The sequence below is a fragment of the Celeribacter sp. PS-C1 genome (assembly GCF_019429625.1).
Classification (GTDB): Bacteria; Pseudomonadota; Alphaproteobacteria; order Rhodobacterales; family Rhodobacteraceae; genus Celeribacter.
Genome location: NZ_JAHXRW010000005.1, coordinates 204838 through 222393, shown reverse-complemented (window position 1 = coordinate 222393; position 17556 = coordinate 204838). Strand labels below are relative to the sequence as shown.

Sequence of the window (17556 nt, the reverse complement as noted above, 5' to 3'; positions counted from 1 at the left end):
GTCGCAGCCCTGTTCGCATGGGCAAGTCTGCCCTGTCTTGGCCATTTCACAAAGGCAAAATGCAACCCTCGCGTGCGTATGTCGAAAATCGCGGCATTTTTGTTGATCTCAATCAATGCTATGATTGTCGAACAGACGCATGGTTTGTTTAGAACCAACAGACACGCGAATGGAGGCGGACATGCCCTTCAAAACCATCACAACCATCATGTGCAACATGGACGCCGACCGTCACGCTCTTGATGCGGCGGTGGCTCTGGCCCGACGCGAAGAGGGGCACCTCGACGTGATCTGCCTCGGTCTCGACCGGACGCAGCCGGGCTTTTATTACGCTGGCACCAACGCCATGGCGCTGCAGGACAACCTGCAGCAGGCGCAGGCCGACAGCAAAAAAATCGAGGAAGAAGTCAACGCTTACCTCAAAGCCGAGGAGATCCCTTGGGTCACCAATCCGGTGACGGCCCAAATGGCTGGCCTGACCCCGCAGCTCGCGCATTTCCTGCGTTTCTCCGACGTGGTCGTCCTGCCCCGTCCCTACGGTGCCGGTCGCGGACATGAACACGAAGAGATTCTCGAAGCCGCGCTCTTCTCCGGCCATGTGCCCGTGCTCGTCGTTCCCGATGGCGTGAATGTGCCCGAAAACATCGACCGCGTGGTCGTGGCTTGGAACGAAAGCGCCGAAGCTCTTGGCGCTGTGCGCTCTGCGCTCCCGATCCTGCAAAAGGCCGATCTGGTGGACATCACCATCATCGACCCGCCGCAACACGGCCCCGACCGCTCCGACCCGGGTGGCTCTCTGTGTCAGATGCTCGTACGTCACGGCGTGCGTGCAGAGGTTTCCGTGCTCGCGAAAACCATGCCCCGCGTTTCCGACGTTCTGATGCGGCAATTGACCGACAAGGACGCCGATATGCTGGTGATGGGCGCCTATGGCCATTCGCGCTTTCGCGAATCCATCTTGGGTGGCGCAACACGGCATATGCTCGAGCTTGCCGAGCTTCCGGTGCTGATGTCGCACTGACATCTCGTTGATAGAAAATAAAAAAACGCGCCTGAGGGCGCGTTTTTTATGTCTCGCATCTCAGAGGCTCAGATCATCAAGCCGCCATCGGTGTCGTCACCGGTTTCAATCTGAAGCCGGTCGTAATCGGGAATCACCACCTTGCGCTTGCCCTCAAGCGTGATCACCCCATCGCGTTTCAGCGCAGAGATCTGGCGCGACACGGTTTCAAGCGTCAGCCCGAGATAATCCGCCATCGCCTCTCGCGTCAGCGGCAGCTCGAAATCCATGCCATCGCCTGCGGTGGTCAGCTCAAGAGAGGCTTCGCGTCGCGCAATGATAGCGAGGAGCGAGGCGATCTTTTCCCGCGCGGTCTTACGCCCGAGAATCAGCATCCATTCCCGCGCCGCGTCCAATTCGTCGAGCGTCATTTCCAACAGGCGCTGGCTGACATGCGGCGTGCGCAGCATCATTTGTTCAAACGGTTTGCGGCGGAAACAACAGAGCGTGAGGTTCGACACCGCGACCACATCATAAGGCGCCGCGTCGCGCCCAGGACGTCCAAGAAAATCCGACGGCAGCAAAAGCCCCACCATCTGGGTCCGTCCGTCTTCCATCGCCTGGCTCAGAGAGGCCACGCCGGTTACAACGGAGGCCACGAAATCCATACGATCCCCGGACCAAACAATCGGCTGACCTGCTTCGTAAGAGCGATAGTATTTGATCGCATCGAGTTCTTCGAGTTCATCCGCCTCGCACCGCGCACAAACGGCACGGTGGCGGATCGGGCAGGAACCGCATTCCTTGTGGTCAAATGTCATGTCGCTCATCTGTGCGCTCGCAATTCTTGATCTGGGTCAATGCGCCAAATCTATGATTCACTAGAGCGTATCCCTATGAACAAACACACGCAACTCCGCAAGCTTGGCCTCTTCGATGCCCGTGTGCCACGGTACACGAGCTATCCGACAGCGCCGCATTTTGGCAACACAACCTCTGCGGAGGATGTGAAAGGCTGGCTGAAGACCCTAGATTCTGCACAGCCGATCTCACTCTATGTCCATGTGCCATTTTGTCGGCGCCTGTGCTGGTTCTGCGCCTGCCGCACGCAGGGCACGAGCACGGCTGGCCCCGTGGCCACCTATGTCGAGACGCTCAAAGCCGAACTGGCGCTGATCAAGGCCCAGCTTCCCGAAGGCATTGAAATCGGGCATTTGCACTGGGGTGGCGGCACGCCGACCTTGTTGGAAGCCGAGATGATCACTGATCTCTCCGCCGCCATCCGCGATGTCGCGCCTTTCGCCCGGGACTATGAGTTCTCCGTCGAGGTCGACCCGAACGAGATCGACGACGCCCGTCTCGATGCGCTGGCTGCCGCGGGCATGAACCGCGCTTCCATCGGCGTACAGGATTTCGACCCCGAGATTCAGGAGACCATCGGCCGCATTCAGTCTTATGAGACAACGAAAGCCGCCGTGGACGGTTTGCGCGCGCGGGGCATTCGCTCGCTCAATGCCGATATTCTCTACGGCCTGCCCGGCCAAAGCCCGGAGAAAATCTCCGAGAGCGTGCAAAAACTTCTGTCGCTGTCGCCCGACCGCGTGGCGCTTTTCGGCTATGCCCATGTGCCGTGGATGGCGCGGCGTCAGAATATGATCCCGACCGACGCGCTGCCAACGCCCGAAGAGCGGCTTGAGCTGTTCAACATCGCGCGCGATCTCTTTGTCTGGGACGATTATGTCGAGATCGGCATCGACCATTTTGCGAAAAAAGGCGACGGCCTCGAAGTTGCGCTGCGCACCGGCAAGTTGCGCCGCAATTTCCAAGGCTACACCGACGACAAATGCCCGACCATGGTCGGCGTTGGCGCATCTTCGATCGCAAAATACCCGCAAGGCTATGCCCAGAACCAGCCCTCGACCTCGAAATATCAGGCCGAAGTGCGCGCCGGAAAGCTGCCCATCGCGAAGGGCCATGTGTTCTCGCCGGAAGATCACCTGCGTGGCCGCATCATCGAAGCCTTGATGTGCGATTTCCGCGTCGAAGCGGAGGAGTTGGCCCAGAATTTTGGCCTCTCCGCCGAAGGGTTCGACGCCTTTGCGACCTGCGTGCAAGAGGCCTTCCCCGAGATGCTCGACATCTCGCCGGAGCGCATCGTTATTCGCGAAGAGGCCCGGCCGCTCACCCGCATGATCGCACGGCATTTCGATGCCTATGACATGACACAGGCACAGCATTCCTCAGCGGTTTGACCGCCCCTCCCTGGCTATTCAAAGACCCGCTTATGGCGGGTCTTTTGCTGTCCGCCCCTTGCCTTCCCCTTTGAATTACTGGACACCCGGTGCAACAACCGGAGACCGACCATGGACATTATTTCCCGCCTTCAATCCATCACGCCGCATGTGCTCACGGGCGAAGACGCCCTGCCCTATGGTCGCGATTGGGTCGGGAAATATGAAACCACCCCGCGGGCCGTGGTGCGCCCTGCCACGACCGAAGAGGTCTCCGCCATTCTGGCCCTTTGCCATGAGACCGGCACACCCGTGGTGCCGATGGGCGGCAACACCGGACTGACCGGCGCCACCGCAGCAGACGGTGCCTTGGTCCTCTCCCTCGACCGGATGCAAACCATCCGCGAGATCCGTCCCGAAGCCCGCCTCGCTGTGGTTGAGGCGGGTGTGATCCTGCAAAACCTGCACGATGCCACCGCCGAGCATGGCCTGACCTATCCGATGACCTTTGGCGCGAAAGGCTCCGCGCGGATCGGCGGCACTCTGGCCTCCAACGCGGGCGGCTCCAACGTACTGCGCTATGGCAACACCCGCGATCTCTGTCTCGGCATCGAAGTCGTTTTGGCCGATGGCCGTGTGCTTGATCTCATGAGCGAGCTGCACAAAGACAATTCGGGCTATGACCTGCGCGATCTGATCATCGGCTCCGAAGGCACATTGGGCGTGATCACCGCCGCCGTGTTGAAACTGGAACCGCAGCCCTTGGCCTATGCCTCCGCCATGGTCACCGTGCCGGACCTCTCCGCCGCGCTCGATCTCTTGAACGCGCTGCAAACCCGCACGGGCGGCATGGTCGAGGCGTTTGAGTATATGCCGCGCGACTATATGGCGAATTTGAAACGCTTCCGCGCCGACCTGACCCCACCTTTGGGCCATGATCAGGAACATACGATTTTCCTGGAAGTCGCCTCGACCATGGCGCGGGATTGCACCCCCGATGAGACCGGTCAGCTGCCGCTCAGCGCGCATCTCGAAGAGACGCTGGGCGAGATGTTCGAAGAAGGCCTCGTACTCGACGCGGCATTGGCACAGAGCGAGGCGCAACGCCGTGTAATGTGGGAAATTCGCGAGGCGGCGGCGGAAATATCGGTGGCGATCAAGCCGGTGGTGATCAACGACCTCTGCCTGCCTCTGGATCAGATCGAAACCTTCCTGAGCCGCGCCGAGACCACGCTGCGCGCGGTTGATCCCGGCTTCGGCACCTGTGTCGTGGCCCATCTGGGCGACGGCAACATTCACTACACGATCTATCCGAGCACGGATGATCTGGCCGATCCGTTGATGGAAGCGGTGGAGGACATCGTCAAAGACATGCGCGGCAGTTTTTCTGCCGAACATGGCATCGGGCTGTCGAAATTGCCGTCGATGCGGCGGCGGAAGGACCCGGTGGCTTTGGAGATGATGCGCGCGGTGAAGGCGGCCTTTGACCCGAAAGGGATTTTGAATCCCGGAAAGACGCTGCCCTAAGCGTTATTTCCAGTCAAAGAACCCGGCGCCAGCGCGCTCCAAAAGCTTTGTCGCCAGTTCAATCCCCATCGCAGCGCCGTCTTCAACCGGACCGGAGATTTCATCCATCAGGCTCTCAGAGCCATCGGTGCGCAGGATCTCTCCACGCAGCCGAAGCGTGCCCCCCTCGATCTGCGCCAGACCCGCTATCGGGGTCTGACAAGAGCCGTCGAGTTTGGCCAGAAACGCGCGTTCACAGGCCATCGCCTGTCCCGTCGGCACATGGTGCAGCGCGGCGAGCATCTCGGCGATGTCACTGTCGGCCTCGCGATGCTCAATCGAAATCGCGCCTTGCGCCACGGCGGGGAGCATCTCTTCGGCGCTGACCGCCTGACGCGGCACGTCGTCATAGCCCAGACGATTGAGCCCAGCCATGGCGAGGAAGGTGGCGTCGGCCACGCCCTCTTCGAGTTTGGACAAACGGGTCTGAACCGAGCCGCGGAATTCCACGACCTTGAGATCGGGCCGCTTGTTCAACAACTGCGCTTTGCGGCGCAGAGAGGACGACCCAACGGTCGCGCCCTGCGGCAGGTCGGCGAGCGCCTTGCCATCCAATGTGATGAAGGCATCAAAAGGGTTTTCACGCTCCAAGAACGTGCCGAGCACCAGCCCCTCGGGCTGTTGCACCGACATGTCTTTCGTCGAATGCACCGCAATATCGACCTCGCCATTCAACAGCCGGTCTTCGATCTCTTTGGAGAACAAACCTTTGCCGCCCAACTCGCGCAGCGCGCGGTCCTGCACCCGATCACCGCGCGTGGAGATCGCGACGATCTCAAAGGCCGCTTCGGGCAGATCGAAAGCCTGCATCAACAGCGCGCGCGTCTCATAGGCCTGCGCCAGCGCAAGCGGGGAGCCACGGGTGCCGATTTTCAGCGGTTGAGCGGGGGTCGGAAGCGTCAAAGTCATGGCCAAGGCTTACCTGCGGCGGATCGGCCTGACAAGCGGGGAAAGTGCCTTGTGCGCTTGACAAATCCGCGCAAGGCAGGGACCAGTGCGGGGCAGTATGAATGGGAGGCCCAGATGACCGACAAGACGATCCTGAAAGCTCTGAAAGGCGAAACGCAAAAGGTGCCGCCGATCTGGATGATGCGTCAGGCCGGACGGTATCTGCCAGAGTACCGCGCGACGCGGGCCGAGGCCGGGGATTTCCTGTCGCTGTGCTATAACTCCGATCTGGCCGCCGAGGTGACTTTGCAGCCGATCCGTCGGTTCGGCTTTGACGCCGCGATCCTCTTTGCCGACATCCTCTTGCTGCCGCAGGCATTGGGCGCCGATCTCTGGTTCGTCACCGGCGAAGGCCCGCGCCTGTCGACCATCACCGAAGACGCGGATTTCGCCAAGCTCAAGGGCAAGGATGACATCCACGACAAGCTCTCGCCGATCTATGAGACCGTGAGAATCCTCTCGACCGAGCTGCCAAAAGAAACGACGCTCATCGGCTTCGCCGGCGCGCCCTGGACCGTCGCGACCTATATGATCGCCGGGCGTGGCACGCCGGATCAAGGGCCTGCGCATACGCTCCGCGAAGGCAACAATGCCTTGTTCGAGAAGGTCATCGACCTTCTTACCGTCTCGACCATCGAATATCTAGACATGCAAATCCGCGCAGGCGCAGAAGTGGTGAAAATTTTCGACAGTTGGGCCGGAAGCCTCAAGGGCGAAGCCTTTGAAAAATACGCAGTCGAGCCAGCGCGCATCATCACCCGCGAATTGAAACGCCGTCACGGCGACATTCCGGTGATCGGTTTTCCGCGCGAAGCGGGCGACGGCTACATCGGCTTTCACAAGAAAACCGGCGTTGATTGTGTTGCGCTCGACAATTCTGTGACGCCCGAATGGGGCGCCGAACATGTGCAGGTGGACGGCTGTGTGCAGGGCAACCTGGCATCCTCGCATATGGTGACGGGCGGTCAGGCCCTGATCGACGAGGTGCGCCATGTGCGCGACGCCTTCTCAAAAGGCCCGCATATCTTCAACCTCGGCCACGGCATCACACCGGATGCGGACCCGGACAACGTGAGCCTGATGATTGAGACATTGCGAGAGACCGCCTGATCAGGCGGTTTTGAACGCGAACCACACGGCGATGGCGACCAGAGCGAGCGCCATCGCGCGTCGCACGATTTGGCGGCGTTTCGGATCGGTCAAAGTGCCATGCGCCAGATCGGCGAGCGTCACCAAACTCAGATGCACAAGCGTCGCCACCGCCACATAGATCACCGACAACGTCATGGTCTGTGCGAGGATCGGCCCGCCCGGCGAGACGAATTGCGGCAGCATCGCCACATAAAACACCGCCGCCTTCGGGTTCAGCAGATTGACGATCAATCCGCGCCGAAAATAGCGTGCATGCTTGCCAGCGAAAGCGTTGGGCTCCGCCTTTTCCGGACGCCAGGCATCATAGGCCAGCCACAAAAGATAGGCGACGCCAGCCCATCTGAGCACCTGAAACGCCAGGGGCGAAGCAGAGATCAAAGCCGCCACCCCCATCGCCGCGAGTACCCCGACGATCAACAACCCAAGTGCGACACCTGCGACCGCGGCATAGCCTGCACGGCGTCCTTCGATCGCGGCCAAAACGATGAGATAGGCCATGTTCGGCCCCGGCGTCGCCTCAATCGCCACAGAGGTCAGAAGAAAAGCCCAGAGCCCCTCGCCGAACATTCAGATCACACCCATTTCGCCATCGGCGGCAGAGACATCAAAACCGCATCCGGGTTGTGCCCGGTCTCGAGCCCGAATTTCGTGCCCCGATCATAGACAAGATTATATTCGGCATAGAGGCCACGATGGACGAGTTGGCGCTCCTTGTCCGCCTCCGACCACGGTGTGTCCCTGCGCTTTTCTGTCACGCCGAGGAAGGCCGGAAGGAAGGCGCGGCCCACGTCTTGGGTGAAAGCAAAGTCCTTTTCCCAGTCGCCTGTGTTGAGATCGTCGTAGAAAATGCCCCCGACCCCGCGCGCACGACCTCGGTGCGGAATGTAGAAATACTCGTCCGCCCAAGCTTTGAAGCGCGGGTAGTATTCCGGGTCATGGCGATCACAATGTTCTTTTTGCACCGCATGAAACGCCGCCGTATCCTCGTCATATTCGATGCACGGATTCAAATCGGAGCCACCACCGAACCACCAGCCATGTGGCGTCCAGAACATCCGCGTGTTCATGTGCACGGCGGGCGTATGCGGGTTCTGCATATGAGCGACCAAGGAAATGCCCGCCGCCCAAAAGCGCGGATCGTCCTTCATCCCCGGCAAGCCTTTGCGCGCGGCCATCGCCATTTGCGCACGCTCTCCCAGAGTGCCGTAGACGGTGGAGACATTGACGCCGACCTTCTCGAAGACGCGTCCGCCGCGCATGACGGACATCAGACCGCCGCCCGCGTCTGAGCCGTCCTCCGACTCGCGCTGCGTCTCGGTCGCTTCGAACCGCCCCGCAGACTGCCCTGCAAACGGACCGCTCAGCTGAGTGTCTTCCAATGCCTCAAAGGCCGCGACGATCTGATCGCGCAGGCTACGAAACCAAGCGCTGGCACGCTGTTTTTCGGTCGTCATGTCGTGGCTCATCGGGCGTGGTCCTTATCTTTCTGCGCAGCATGCCAGAGGTAACAGCAATCCTGTGGCGGCGGCAAGTTCCCTTCCCCTGCGACGGAAAGGCGCTATGGTAGCGTGTAACGTCAAAAGGAGACTTGTTATGCGTTGGCTCATTCCCCTTGCCATTGTTCCGCTGCTCGCGGCCTGTTCTGAACAACAGATGTGCATCTCGCGCGCCACGAAAGATTTGCGTCAGGTGCAGGGCTTTATCGCTGAAGCCGAAGGCAATCTGTCGCGTGGCTACGCCTTGGTCGAACAGCAGTATGTCGACTATGACATCCGGCGCTGTGGTACCACGGATGAGGGCAAAGCGATCTTCTGCCGTGAACCTGACATCGAGACGCGCCGCGTGCCGAAATCCATCGACCTTGATGCCGAGGCCGCGAAACTCGCCGCTCTCAAAAAGAAAGAGGCGCAACTTTCGGTTCAGGCACAGGCCGCCATCGACTCCTGTAAGATCCAGTATCCTGAATAAGGCTCAGTGCGTGGGCGCAAGCACCGGATCCACAAGGGTCCGGCCACCGTCCACCGTCAGGATTTGCCCTGTCATGAAGCCCGAACAATCCGACGTGAGATATTGCACCGTCTCCGCCACTTCCGAGGCGGGGGCGACGCGCCCCAAAGGTGTTTTCGACACGATCTCGCCACGGTAATCGGGGTTTTCGGCCAACATATCCTTAAGGCTCGAACTCATCACCGACCCGAAAGCCACAGCGTTCACGCGAATCCGATGCGGCGCTAGTGACACCGCCATGGCACGTGTCATCTGATCGACCGCCGCCGAGGAAATGGAAAAGGCCAGAAGCTCCGGCTGACACCGCCGCGCCGCGATGGACGACAGGTTGACGATGGAGCCGACCAAGCCTTCCTCATCCTCGGATTTCTCAGAATTCTTGATCATCCACTTCGCCACCTGTTGCGTCAGGCGCAGCGAAGTCATCAGGTTCTGTTCAAGCAGATCGGCGACATTGTCCTCTTCGACGGACAGCGGATCGCTCATCAAGACCTGACGCGAGGCATTCACGAGGATGTCGACCCCGTCAAAGGCATCAATCGTCGCAGACAGCAGATTCGCGATGGTGAGCTTTTGACGCAAATCCCCGGCGAAATAGGCCAGTTTGGTCTCTTCGGCCTCCGCCTCTTCACCGTATTCGGCGATCAGGCTGGCCTCGTCCATGTCGGCACACATCACATAGGCGCCTTGCTCCAGAAAATGCCGTGCCACGGAAAGACCGACGCCATTGGCGGCACCTGTGACGATGGCCACCTTGCCCTCAATCGAAAAGCTCATCAGAGACTCCCTGTTGTGTTAGCGCCGAGACTAAAGCTTTGTGGCGGCCCTGCGAAGGGGTTTCGCAGCGTGAAGCAATTTGAAACCACCCGTGACGGCAATCTCATCGACCGTGCCAAAGAGTGAGGCAAGTGTTGCCTCATAAGGCAGCTGTCGATTCGCGACCAGCCAAAGCTGGCCCTGCGGCGTGAGCATGCCTGCCGCCGCCGTGATAAAGGCCTGACCCAGTGCCGGATCGGCCGCCCGCGTGGTGTGAAACGGCGGGTTCATGATCACCGCGTCCAAAAGATGCGGCGGCTTGAATTTGGTAGCGTCTTCCCAATGGAACTGCGCGCGGTCGTCCGTGATATTGTCTTTGGCAGAGGCAATCGCGGCGGCTTCGGCCTCGACCAGATGTAGCTCTTTCACACCTTCGCGCGTCAAAATCGCGCGGGACAGATAGCCCCAGCCCGCGCCGAGATCGGCGATACGCGCCGGAAGTTTCGCGGGCAAAGCCTCGGCCAGCGCCTCGGACGCCTTGTCGATACGGTCGACGGAGAACACGCCCAAACGGGTGGTGAAGCCCTCGATCAGGTGCAGCGGGCCGGGATTGGCCCAATCTGAAAAGTCACCTCCCGAGAAACGGATCGCCTTGCCATGCGCTTTGGAGACGACCTGCGTCTCGACCCGTTTCTTGATGTCTTTCCAAATGCTGTCGATGCCGTCGGTCTTTTGGCCGTCGACAATGACCTGATCCGCGCGCAGGGCGGCATCTGCAATCAAGGCACGAGCTTCCGCCTTGGCGCGCGGCACAGCGATGATGGCGAGATCGAATTGACCGTCTGCTTCGGTCACAACCTCATAGCCTTGTGCTTTGAAGGCGTCGACATCGGGTTTGAACCCCTGCACGATCTGAACCTCAGCACCTTTTAGCGCGGAAAGATCAGCGTCGGAGCGCGGTCGATAGACCACGACACGGGCCGGGACGGCTCCGTCTAGCAGAAGGGAGAGACGCGGAGACACCATGTCCGAAAGGCGAAACGCCTATTCCTTTTCCATGGTGCATTGCAGCGGATGCTGATGGCGGCGGGAAAAATCCATAACCTGCGTGACCTTGGTCTCGGCGATCTCGTGCGGGAATACACCGACCACGGCGAGGCCCTTTTTGTGCACGGTCAACATAATCTCTGTCGCCTGCGCATGGCCGATTCCGAAGAACCGCTCCAGCACCAGCACGACAAATTCCATCGGCGTGTAATCGTCGTTGAGCAACATGACTTTGTAGAGCGGCGGGCGCTTTGTCTTGGGCTTGGGTTTGAGCGCAAGTCCGACTTCGCCGTCCTCATCCGAACGGTCGTCATTGTCAGCCATCATCTGCGGTGCGAGGATCACTCGGGCCTCCGATTGTCGCCTATCGTGGATTTGGGTTTGCCTTTGCCGATATATAGCCCCTTTTGCGCATGAATAAAGAGCGTTATGCCCAAACCGGTAAAGGAGCGCCAACCGGATGACCGAAAAACTCGCCACGATCGCCTTTGATGCCGACGACACGCTCTGGGAAAACGAACAGTTTTTCCGCATCACACAGGAGCGTTTCGCCGCCCTTTTGGCGAACTTCACCGAGCCGGATCATCTTTCTGAGCGGCTTCTGGCCGCCGAGCGTCGCAACCTTGGGGCCTACGGATTCGGCATCAAAGGATTTGTTCTGTCGATGATCGAAACCGCCATCGAGGTGACCGAGGAACGCGTGCCTGCCTCCGTGATTCAGGAATTGATTTCGGCGGGGCAAGAGATGCTGCGCCATCCGATTCACTTGCTTGAGGGCGTCGAAGAAACCGTCGGCGCGCTGGCCGAGAACTATGAGATTCTCTTGGTCACCAAAGGCGATCTTTTGGATCAGGAACGCAAATTGGCACAATCCGGACTGGGCGATCTCTTCGATGGGATCGAGGTGGTCTCCGCCAAGACGCCCGCCGTCTACAGCACCATCTTCGCCCGCCATAATGTCGCCCCCGAGCGCGCCATGATGGTCGGGAATTCGATGAAATCCGACGTCATTCCGCCCATTGAGGCCGGCGCTTGGGGCGTTTTTGTGCCGCATAATTTCACCTGGGAAATCGAACATGCCGAGGCGCCGACGGGACATCCGCGCTTTCACGAATTGCCGCGCTTGACCGAATTGCCCGCCCTGATTGAGACGATTCAAAAAACTTAAGCCGGAACAGGGCCTGATTTGGTATTTTAGCAAACCCGGAACACCACATTTGGCGTTGCAAGTCTGCACCCCCTGAAAACCCTTGAAAATTCATTGTTTTCTCGGACCAAAGCTTGTGCTACCGTTACTTTTATAAGCTGGGCGAAATGATCCGGCATGACGAGGCAGAGTTATCATGAAGAGCAACGTGCAAGCGCGGGGTGTCCTGCGTGCCGTTTCAGGGCGTATTTTTCCTCTCCTACTAATCGCATTCGCGATGATGGTCTCTGTGACCTCTCGCGCCATGGCGGCCGAATATGCGGCCCTCGTGATGGATGCCCGCAACGGCAAGGTGCTGCATGCCACCAACGCCGACACGCGATTGCATCCCGCCTCTCTCACCAAAATGATGACGCTCTACATCGCTTTCGAGGCGGTCGAGCATGGCGAGATCGGCCTCGACGATCTGGTCACCGTATCGCGCAACGCCGCTGCTGAGCCGCCGTCGAAACTTGGGCTCAAGCCGGGTCAGAAAATCAAGCTGCGCTACCTCATTCGCGCCGCAGCCGTGAAATCCGCCAACGATGCCGCAACCGCGATTGGCGAGGCGATCGAAGGCTCCGAAGCCGCATTTGCCCGCCGGATGAACCGCACTGCCAAGGAGCTTGGCATGTCGCGCACGACGTTCAAGAACGCGCATGGTCTGACCGAGGCAGGTCACCTGTCGACCGCCCGTGACATGACCGTTCTGGGGCGCCACCTGTTCTACGACTACCCGGAATATTACAACATCTTCTCGCGTCAGACCGCCGATGCCGGCGTGCGCACCGTGAACCACACCAACACCCGCTTCCTGAACTCCTACGCCGGTGCGGATGGGATCAAAACCGGCTACACCTCCGCCGCCGGGTTCAACCTCGTGGCTTCGGCGCATCGTGGCGACGAGCGCATCATCACCACCGTATTCGGCGGGCGCTCCACCGTGTCGCGCAATGCCAAAGTGGCCGAGCTTATGGACTTGGGCTTTAAACGTGCGCCCAACCGTGTCGCCGTCTCGAAACCCGCCAAACCGCCCTATCTGGGCAAGGTCGGCGGCGCCGTCATGGTCGCTGGCACCCAAGACGACCCGCGTGTAGCCTCCAAGGTCATTCGCGTGAACATCAAGATGACGTCCAGCCCGCTGCCAAAACCGCGTCCTATTCAAGGCCTGGCCCCGGAGGAGGAGGAAATGCTCCTCGCCGCCTCGGATGATGTGCTCAATGCTTTGACCAAAGCCGAGGAAGAGGCCGCCCTTTTGGCCGCAGCGACCAGCGCTGCGGATGAGGCCACCACGCTTTTGGCGGAAACGGCGCGTGCGCAGCAGGCTCCGACACCGTCGATTGTGCCGATCAGTGCCCCGGCCGCGCCCAGCATCTCCCCCCTGCCCCGTCCGGAGCGGATCCAACTCGCCTCTGTCGAGCCGACCGCTGCTGTGCTCACGCCTGAGACCACTGTGGCCTCGACCGTGACCCCGGAGATCGCACCAGAAATCGTCACGCGGATCTCGACCTCCGGCAACCGCTATTGGGGGATCAACATCGGGACGTATAATTCCGAATATGCCGCCCGCAAGGAGCTCTTGAAAACCGCTCTGACGGAGATCGAAATGCTCGACGGCGCGCTGCGCAAGGTGGTGCGGACCAACCGTGGCTTTGACGCGAATTTCCTCGGCATGACGGAGGATATGGCCGCGATGACCTGTCGTCGCCTTGAGGCGCGCGGCACGGAATGCTCGACGGTTGGCCCGTCTTAAGCGTCCGAAACCACTTCATAGAATGCGAAAAGGCGCCCCTTGCAGGTCGCCTTTTTTACGTCCGGAACATGAAGAGGAGCGGTGTCAGACGCCCGCGCCCTCTTCCACCTTCAGATCGAGCGCAGCACTCACAAGCGCCTTGGTATAGGCCTCTTTCGGAGTCTCGAAAATTTCTTCCGCCGTGCCCATCTCGACCACATCGCCACGCTTCATCACAAGCACCTGATGCGACAGCGCGCGTACCACACGCAGGTCATGCGAAATGAACAGATAAGCCAGTTTGTGTTTCACCTGCAGCTTGCGCAGCAGCTCCACAATCTGCACCTGCACTGTCATGTCGAGCGCAGAGGTCGGTTCGTCCAAGACCACCAAACGCGGGCGCAGAATCATCGCTCGGGCAATGGCGATGCGCTGACGCTGACCGCCGGAGAATTCGTGCGGGTAGCGATGCCGGGTCTCGGGATCGAGGCCAACCTCGCGCATGATGTCGATCACCGCCGCCTCGACGGAGGCGTAGCCTTCGACATGGTGCACGCCAAGCCCCTCGGCGATGATTTGTGCCACCGTCATGCGGGGCGACAGCGAGCCGTAGGGGTCTTGGAACACGATCTGCATATCGGCGCGCAACGGGCGCAATTGGCGATTGGACCAACCTTGAATGTCCTGCCCCAGAACCACCACAGGCCCTTGCGAGGAAATCAGTCGCATCATCGCGAGCGCCAGAGTCGTTTTGCCCGACCCGGATTCGCCCACAATACCCACGGTTTCGCCCGCACGGACCGAAAGCGTGGCGGCGTTCACCGCCTTCACATAACCCACCGTTTTACGCAGAAAGCCGCGCTGAATCGGGAACCAGATGCGCAGGTCTTTGGTCTCGGCCACGACTTCGGCCTCTGCAGGCACGGGATCGGGATGACCGGAGGCCTCGGCGGCCAAAAGCATCTGCGTGTAGGGGTGTTGCGGATTGTCGAAAATCTCTTTCGTCACACCGGTCTCGACGATCTCTCCATTCTTCATGACACAGACCCGATCGGCGAATTTGCGCACGATGTTCAGGTCGTGGGTGATGAAGAGCATCGACATGCCGAGGCTCTGTTTCAGCTCGGCCAGAAGTTCGAGAATCTGCGCCTGAATGGTCACATCGAGCGCGGTCGTCGGCTCATCAGCGATCAGCAATTCAGGGCGGTTCGCGAGCGCCATCGCGATCATGATCCGCTGACGCTGACCGCCAGAAAGCTGGTGCGGGTAATCCTTGAGACGGCTTTCCGGTTCGTGGATGCCAACCTGTTTCAATAGCTCGATTACCCGCTCACGTGCGGCCACACCCGTCATGCCATGGTGAATGAGCAGCACTTCGGAGAGCTGTTTTTCCAGCGTGTGCAGCGGGTTCAGCGAGGTCATCGGCTCTTGAAAGATAAAGCTGATGTCATTGCCGCGCAGTTTGCGCAGTTCATTCTCAGAGGCACCTACAAGCTCCTGCCCCTGATAGGTGATCGAGCCACTGGTGACGGCCGTATCAGGCAAGAGGTTCACACAAGACAGCGCCGTCACCGATTTGCCGGAACCGGATTCGCCGACCAAAGCGACGGTTTCGCCCTTCTCCACCGAGAAAGACACGCCTTTGACAGCCTCGACCACCTGGCCATCCTGCCGAAAGCCGACCCGCAGGTCCTCATATTCCAAAAGGCTCATCGAAAGGTCTTCCTCGGGTCAAACGCATCCCGCACGCCTTCGAAAATGAAGACCAGAAGCGAGAGCATGATGGCATAGGTGAAAAAGGCGGTGAAGGCGAGCCAAGGCGCCTGAAGGTTTTGTTTCGCCTGAAGCGTCAACTCGCCGAGAGAGGGCGCAGAGGACGGCAGGCCAAAGCCCAAAAAGTCGAGAGAGGCCAGCATGCCGATGTTGCCGGTCACGATGAAGGGCAGCATGGTCAGTGTCGCCACCATCGCATTGGGCAACATATGGCGGAACATGATCGTCCAGTTGCCAACGCCCAAGGCCCGCGCCGCCCGGATATATTCGAAATTCCGTGCGCGCAGGAATTCGGCCCGCACAACGCCAACAAGCGCGGTCCAGCCGAAGAGAATGGTGACAAAGACTAACAGCCAGAAACTTCGTCCCAGAATGGCGAAGAGAATGATGATCACATAGAGCGCGGGCATCGCGCCCCAGATCTCCAGCACACGCTGGAAAATGAGATCGGTGCGTCCGCCGAAAAAGCCTTGGATCGCACCGGCGATGATGCCGATGAGCGAGGAGACAATGGAGACCACGAGGGTGAAGAAAATCGACAGGCGGAAGCCGTAGATCACCCGCGCGACGACATCGCGTTTGGTGTCATCCGTGCCCAGCCAGTTCTGCCGCGTCGGCGGCGAAGGCGCGGCCCCCGGTCCTTCGACCTGCGTGTTGTAGGAATAACGAATGGGCGGCCAGATCATCCAGCCTTTCTCGATCTCTTCGCCATTGACCACGCCATCTTGGGCGTCTTCGAGATAGGCCTCGGGATCATCGAAACAGTCGACCATGCCGCCGGTCTCGATCAGGCACTGCACCTCGGGGTAGCGATAGACGGCTTCGGTCCTGAAATCGCCGCCGAACTCGGTTTCCGGGTAGAATTTAAAGATCGGCATGTAATAGCCGCCGCGATATTGCACGAGGATCGGTTTGTCATTGGCCAGAAACTCGGCAAAGAGCGACAGACCGAAGAGGATCGAGAAAATGATCAGCGACCAATACGCGCGGCGGTTCGATTTGAAATTCCGCCAGCGACGGCGATTGAGTTCGGACATCTTCATGTGTCCCTCCGCTCAAAGTCGATCCGCGGGTCGACAAAGACGTACATCAGATCCGACAGAATGCCGATCAACAGACCGATCAGGCCAAAGAAGAACAGCGTGCCGAAGATCACCGGATAGTCCCGCGCGAGAGCAGCCTCATAGCCCAGACGGCCCAAGCCATCGAGGGAGAAGAGCGTCTCGATGATCACCGATCCGCCGAAGAACACGCCCAGAAACAACCCCGGAAAGCCCGCGATCACGATCATCATCGCATTGCGGAAAACGTGTCCGTAGAGGACGCGAGATTCAGGCAGGCCCTTGGCCTTGGCGGTGACCACATATTGTTTGCGGATTTCATCAAGGAAGGAGTTCTTGGTCAAAAGCGTGAGCGTCGCGAAGGACGAAATCACAGAGGCCAGAACCGGAAGGGTGATGTGCCAGAAATAGTCACCGATCTTGCCCAGCAAGGACATCTGATCCCAATCAGGAGACGTCAGGCCGCGCAGCGGGAAAATCTGCCAATAGGAGCCGCCTGCGAAGAGCACCAAAAGCATGATCGCGAACAGAAAGCTCGGGATCGCATAGGCGGCAATGATGATGCCGGAGGTCCATGTGTCGAATTTCGACCCGTCCTTCACGGCTTTGCGAATGCCCAAAGGAATGGAGACCAGATAGGAAATCAGCGTCGCCCAAAGCCCCAAAGAGATCGACACGGGCAATTTGTCCCAGACGAGATCAAGCACCCCCTCGGATTTGAAATAGCTCTCCCCGAAGTCGAACCGCATGTAATTCCACATCATCGTGAGAAAGCGCTCGAGCGGAGGTTTGTCGAGGCCGAATTGCCGTTCGAGATCGGCGATAAACTCGGGCGGAAGTCCCCGCGCGCCAGCGTATTCGCTTTGATAAGCCCCATTGTCCGCCGCATTCGTCGACCCAGCATCGGCCTGACCGCCCGTGATCGTCTCGAACACGTCCCCTTCGCCTTGCAAATTGGCAAGCACCTGTTCGACCGGACCGCCCGGCACGAATTGCGTCAGCGCGAAGTTCACCACCATGATCCCGATCAGCGTCGGAATGATCAGCAGCAAACGCCGTAGAATATAGGCTCCCATGAAGCGTCCTTACCGGATTGT

At 59.6% G+C, this 17556-nt stretch carries 17 protein-coding genes; 7 read left to right on the top strand and 10 right to left on the bottom strand.

Going from position 1 to position 17556, the window contains the following annotated elements; all coding sequences use genetic code 11:
• Positions 1-181 precede the first annotated feature (181 nt).
• Positions 182-1021 (top strand): universal stress protein, encoded by an 840-nt coding sequence (locus J5Y17_RS09760; protein WP_219785053.1) that lies wholly within the window; start codon positions 182-184, stop codon positions 1019-1021.
• A 68-nt stretch (positions 1022-1089) separates the two neighbouring features.
• Here the strand turns inward: J5Y17_RS09760 and fnrL are convergent, their stop codons facing one another.
• Positions 1090-1830: a transcriptional regulator FnrL gene (gene fnrL, locus J5Y17_RS09755; protein ID WP_219785052.1), complete on the bottom strand. Its 741-nt coding sequence runs from the start codon at positions 1828-1830 to the stop codon at positions 1090-1092.
• A gap of 66 nt (positions 1831-1896) precedes the next feature.
• Between fnrL and hemN the strand changes: the two genes are divergently transcribed.
• Entirely contained in the window at positions 1897-3252 is a 1356-nt protein-coding gene (hemN, locus tag J5Y17_RS09750) for an oxygen-independent coproporphyrinogen III oxidase (RefSeq protein WP_219785051.1), read from the top strand.
• A 111-nt stretch (positions 3253-3363) separates the two neighbouring features.
• A complete protein-coding gene (locus J5Y17_RS09745; protein WP_219785050.1) occupies positions 3364-4758 on the top strand; it encodes an FAD-binding oxidoreductase in 1395 nt (464 codons plus the stop codon).
• Between the two features lie 3 nt (positions 4759-4761).
• On the opposite strand, the gene hemC is transcribed toward J5Y17_RS09745, so the two are convergent.
• A complete protein-coding gene (hemC, locus tag J5Y17_RS09740; RefSeq protein WP_219785049.1) occupies positions 4762-5706 on the bottom strand; it encodes a hydroxymethylbilane synthase in 945 nt (314 codons plus the stop codon).
• A gap of 114 nt (positions 5707-5820) precedes the next feature.
• On the opposite strand from hemC, the gene hemE reads away from it, so the two are divergent.
• A complete protein-coding gene (gene hemE, locus J5Y17_RS09735) occupies positions 5821-6855 on the top strand; it encodes a uroporphyrinogen decarboxylase (protein ID WP_219785048.1) in 1035 nt (344 codons plus the stop codon).
• Here the strand turns inward: hemE and J5Y17_RS09730 are convergent, their stop codons facing one another.
• Positions 6856-7464: a LysE family translocator gene (locus J5Y17_RS09730; RefSeq protein WP_219785047.1), complete on the bottom strand. Its 609-nt coding sequence runs from the start codon at positions 7462-7464 to the stop codon at positions 6856-6858.
• 5 nt (positions 7465-7469) lie between these two features.
• Positions 7470-8363, bottom strand: a complete 894-nt coding sequence (hemF, locus tag J5Y17_RS09725) for an oxygen-dependent coproporphyrinogen oxidase (RefSeq protein ID WP_219785046.1) — start codon at positions 8361-8363, stop codon at positions 7470-7472.
• A 127-nt stretch (positions 8364-8490) separates the two neighbouring features.
• Between hemF and J5Y17_RS09720 the strand changes: the two genes are divergently transcribed.
• Positions 8491-8865, top strand: coding sequence for a hypothetical protein (locus J5Y17_RS09720; protein ID WP_219785045.1), 375 nt, complete (start codon positions 8491-8493; stop codon positions 8863-8865).
• Between the two features lie 3 nt (positions 8866-8868).
• Here J5Y17_RS09720 and J5Y17_RS09715 read toward each other — a convergent pair whose 3' ends face one another.
• Genes J5Y17_RS09715 through clpS form a run of 3 tightly spaced genes read right to left on the bottom strand, consistent with a single transcriptional unit; the run spans position 8869 to position 11031 of the window.
• On the bottom strand, positions 8869-9681 hold the full coding sequence (locus J5Y17_RS09715; protein WP_219785044.1) for an SDR family NAD(P)-dependent oxidoreductase: 813 nt from the start codon (positions 9679-9681) through the stop codon (positions 8869-8871).
• Positions 9682-9711: 30 nt separating this feature from the next.
• Positions 9712-10686 (bottom strand): methyltransferase, encoded by a 975-nt coding sequence (locus J5Y17_RS09710; RefSeq protein WP_219785043.1) that lies wholly within the window; start codon positions 10684-10686, stop codon positions 9712-9714.
• An 18-nt stretch (positions 10687-10704) separates the two neighbouring features.
• Positions 10705-11031: an ATP-dependent Clp protease adapter ClpS gene (gene clpS, locus J5Y17_RS09705; protein ID WP_219785130.1), complete on the bottom strand. Its 327-nt coding sequence runs from the start codon at positions 11029-11031 to the stop codon at positions 10705-10707.
• A gap of 136 nt (positions 11032-11167) precedes the next feature.
• Here clpS and J5Y17_RS09700 point away from each other — a divergent pair, with 136 nt between their 5' ends.
• Positions 11168-11875 carry an HAD family hydrolase gene (locus tag J5Y17_RS09700; protein WP_219785042.1) on the top strand — a complete coding sequence of 236 codons (708 nt, stop codon included), beginning with the start codon at positions 11168-11170 and terminating at the stop codon, positions 11873-11875.
• A gap of 175 nt (positions 11876-12050) precedes the next feature.
• Positions 12051-13646 carry a D-alanyl-D-alanine carboxypeptidase family protein gene (locus J5Y17_RS09695; protein WP_219785041.1) on the top strand — a complete coding sequence of 532 codons (1596 nt, stop codon included), beginning with the start codon at positions 12051-12053 and terminating at the stop codon, positions 13644-13646.
• Positions 13647-13730: 84 nt separating this feature from the next.
• On the opposite strand, the gene J5Y17_RS09690 is transcribed toward J5Y17_RS09695, so the two are convergent.
• The 3 genes from J5Y17_RS09690 to J5Y17_RS09680 are packed head-to-tail and all read right to left on the bottom strand — an operon-like array spanning position 13731 to position 17535.
• Positions 13731-15338: an ABC transporter ATP-binding protein gene (locus tag J5Y17_RS09690; protein ID WP_219785040.1), complete on the bottom strand. Its 1608-nt coding sequence runs from the start codon at positions 15336-15338 to the stop codon at positions 13731-13733.
• A complete protein-coding gene (locus J5Y17_RS09685) occupies positions 15335-16441 on the bottom strand; it encodes an ABC transporter permease (protein WP_219785039.1) in 1107 nt (368 codons plus the stop codon). Before J5Y17_RS09685 ends, J5Y17_RS09690 begins: the two co-directional genes overlap by 4 nt.
• Complete coding sequence (locus tag J5Y17_RS09680) at positions 16438-17535, bottom strand: microcin C ABC transporter permease YejB (protein ID WP_219785038.1); 1098 nt, start codon at positions 17533-17535, stop codon at positions 16438-16440. The genes J5Y17_RS09685 and J5Y17_RS09680 overlap by 4 nt, the downstream gene beginning before the upstream one ends.
• Between the last annotated feature and the right edge of the window lie 21 nt (positions 17536-17556).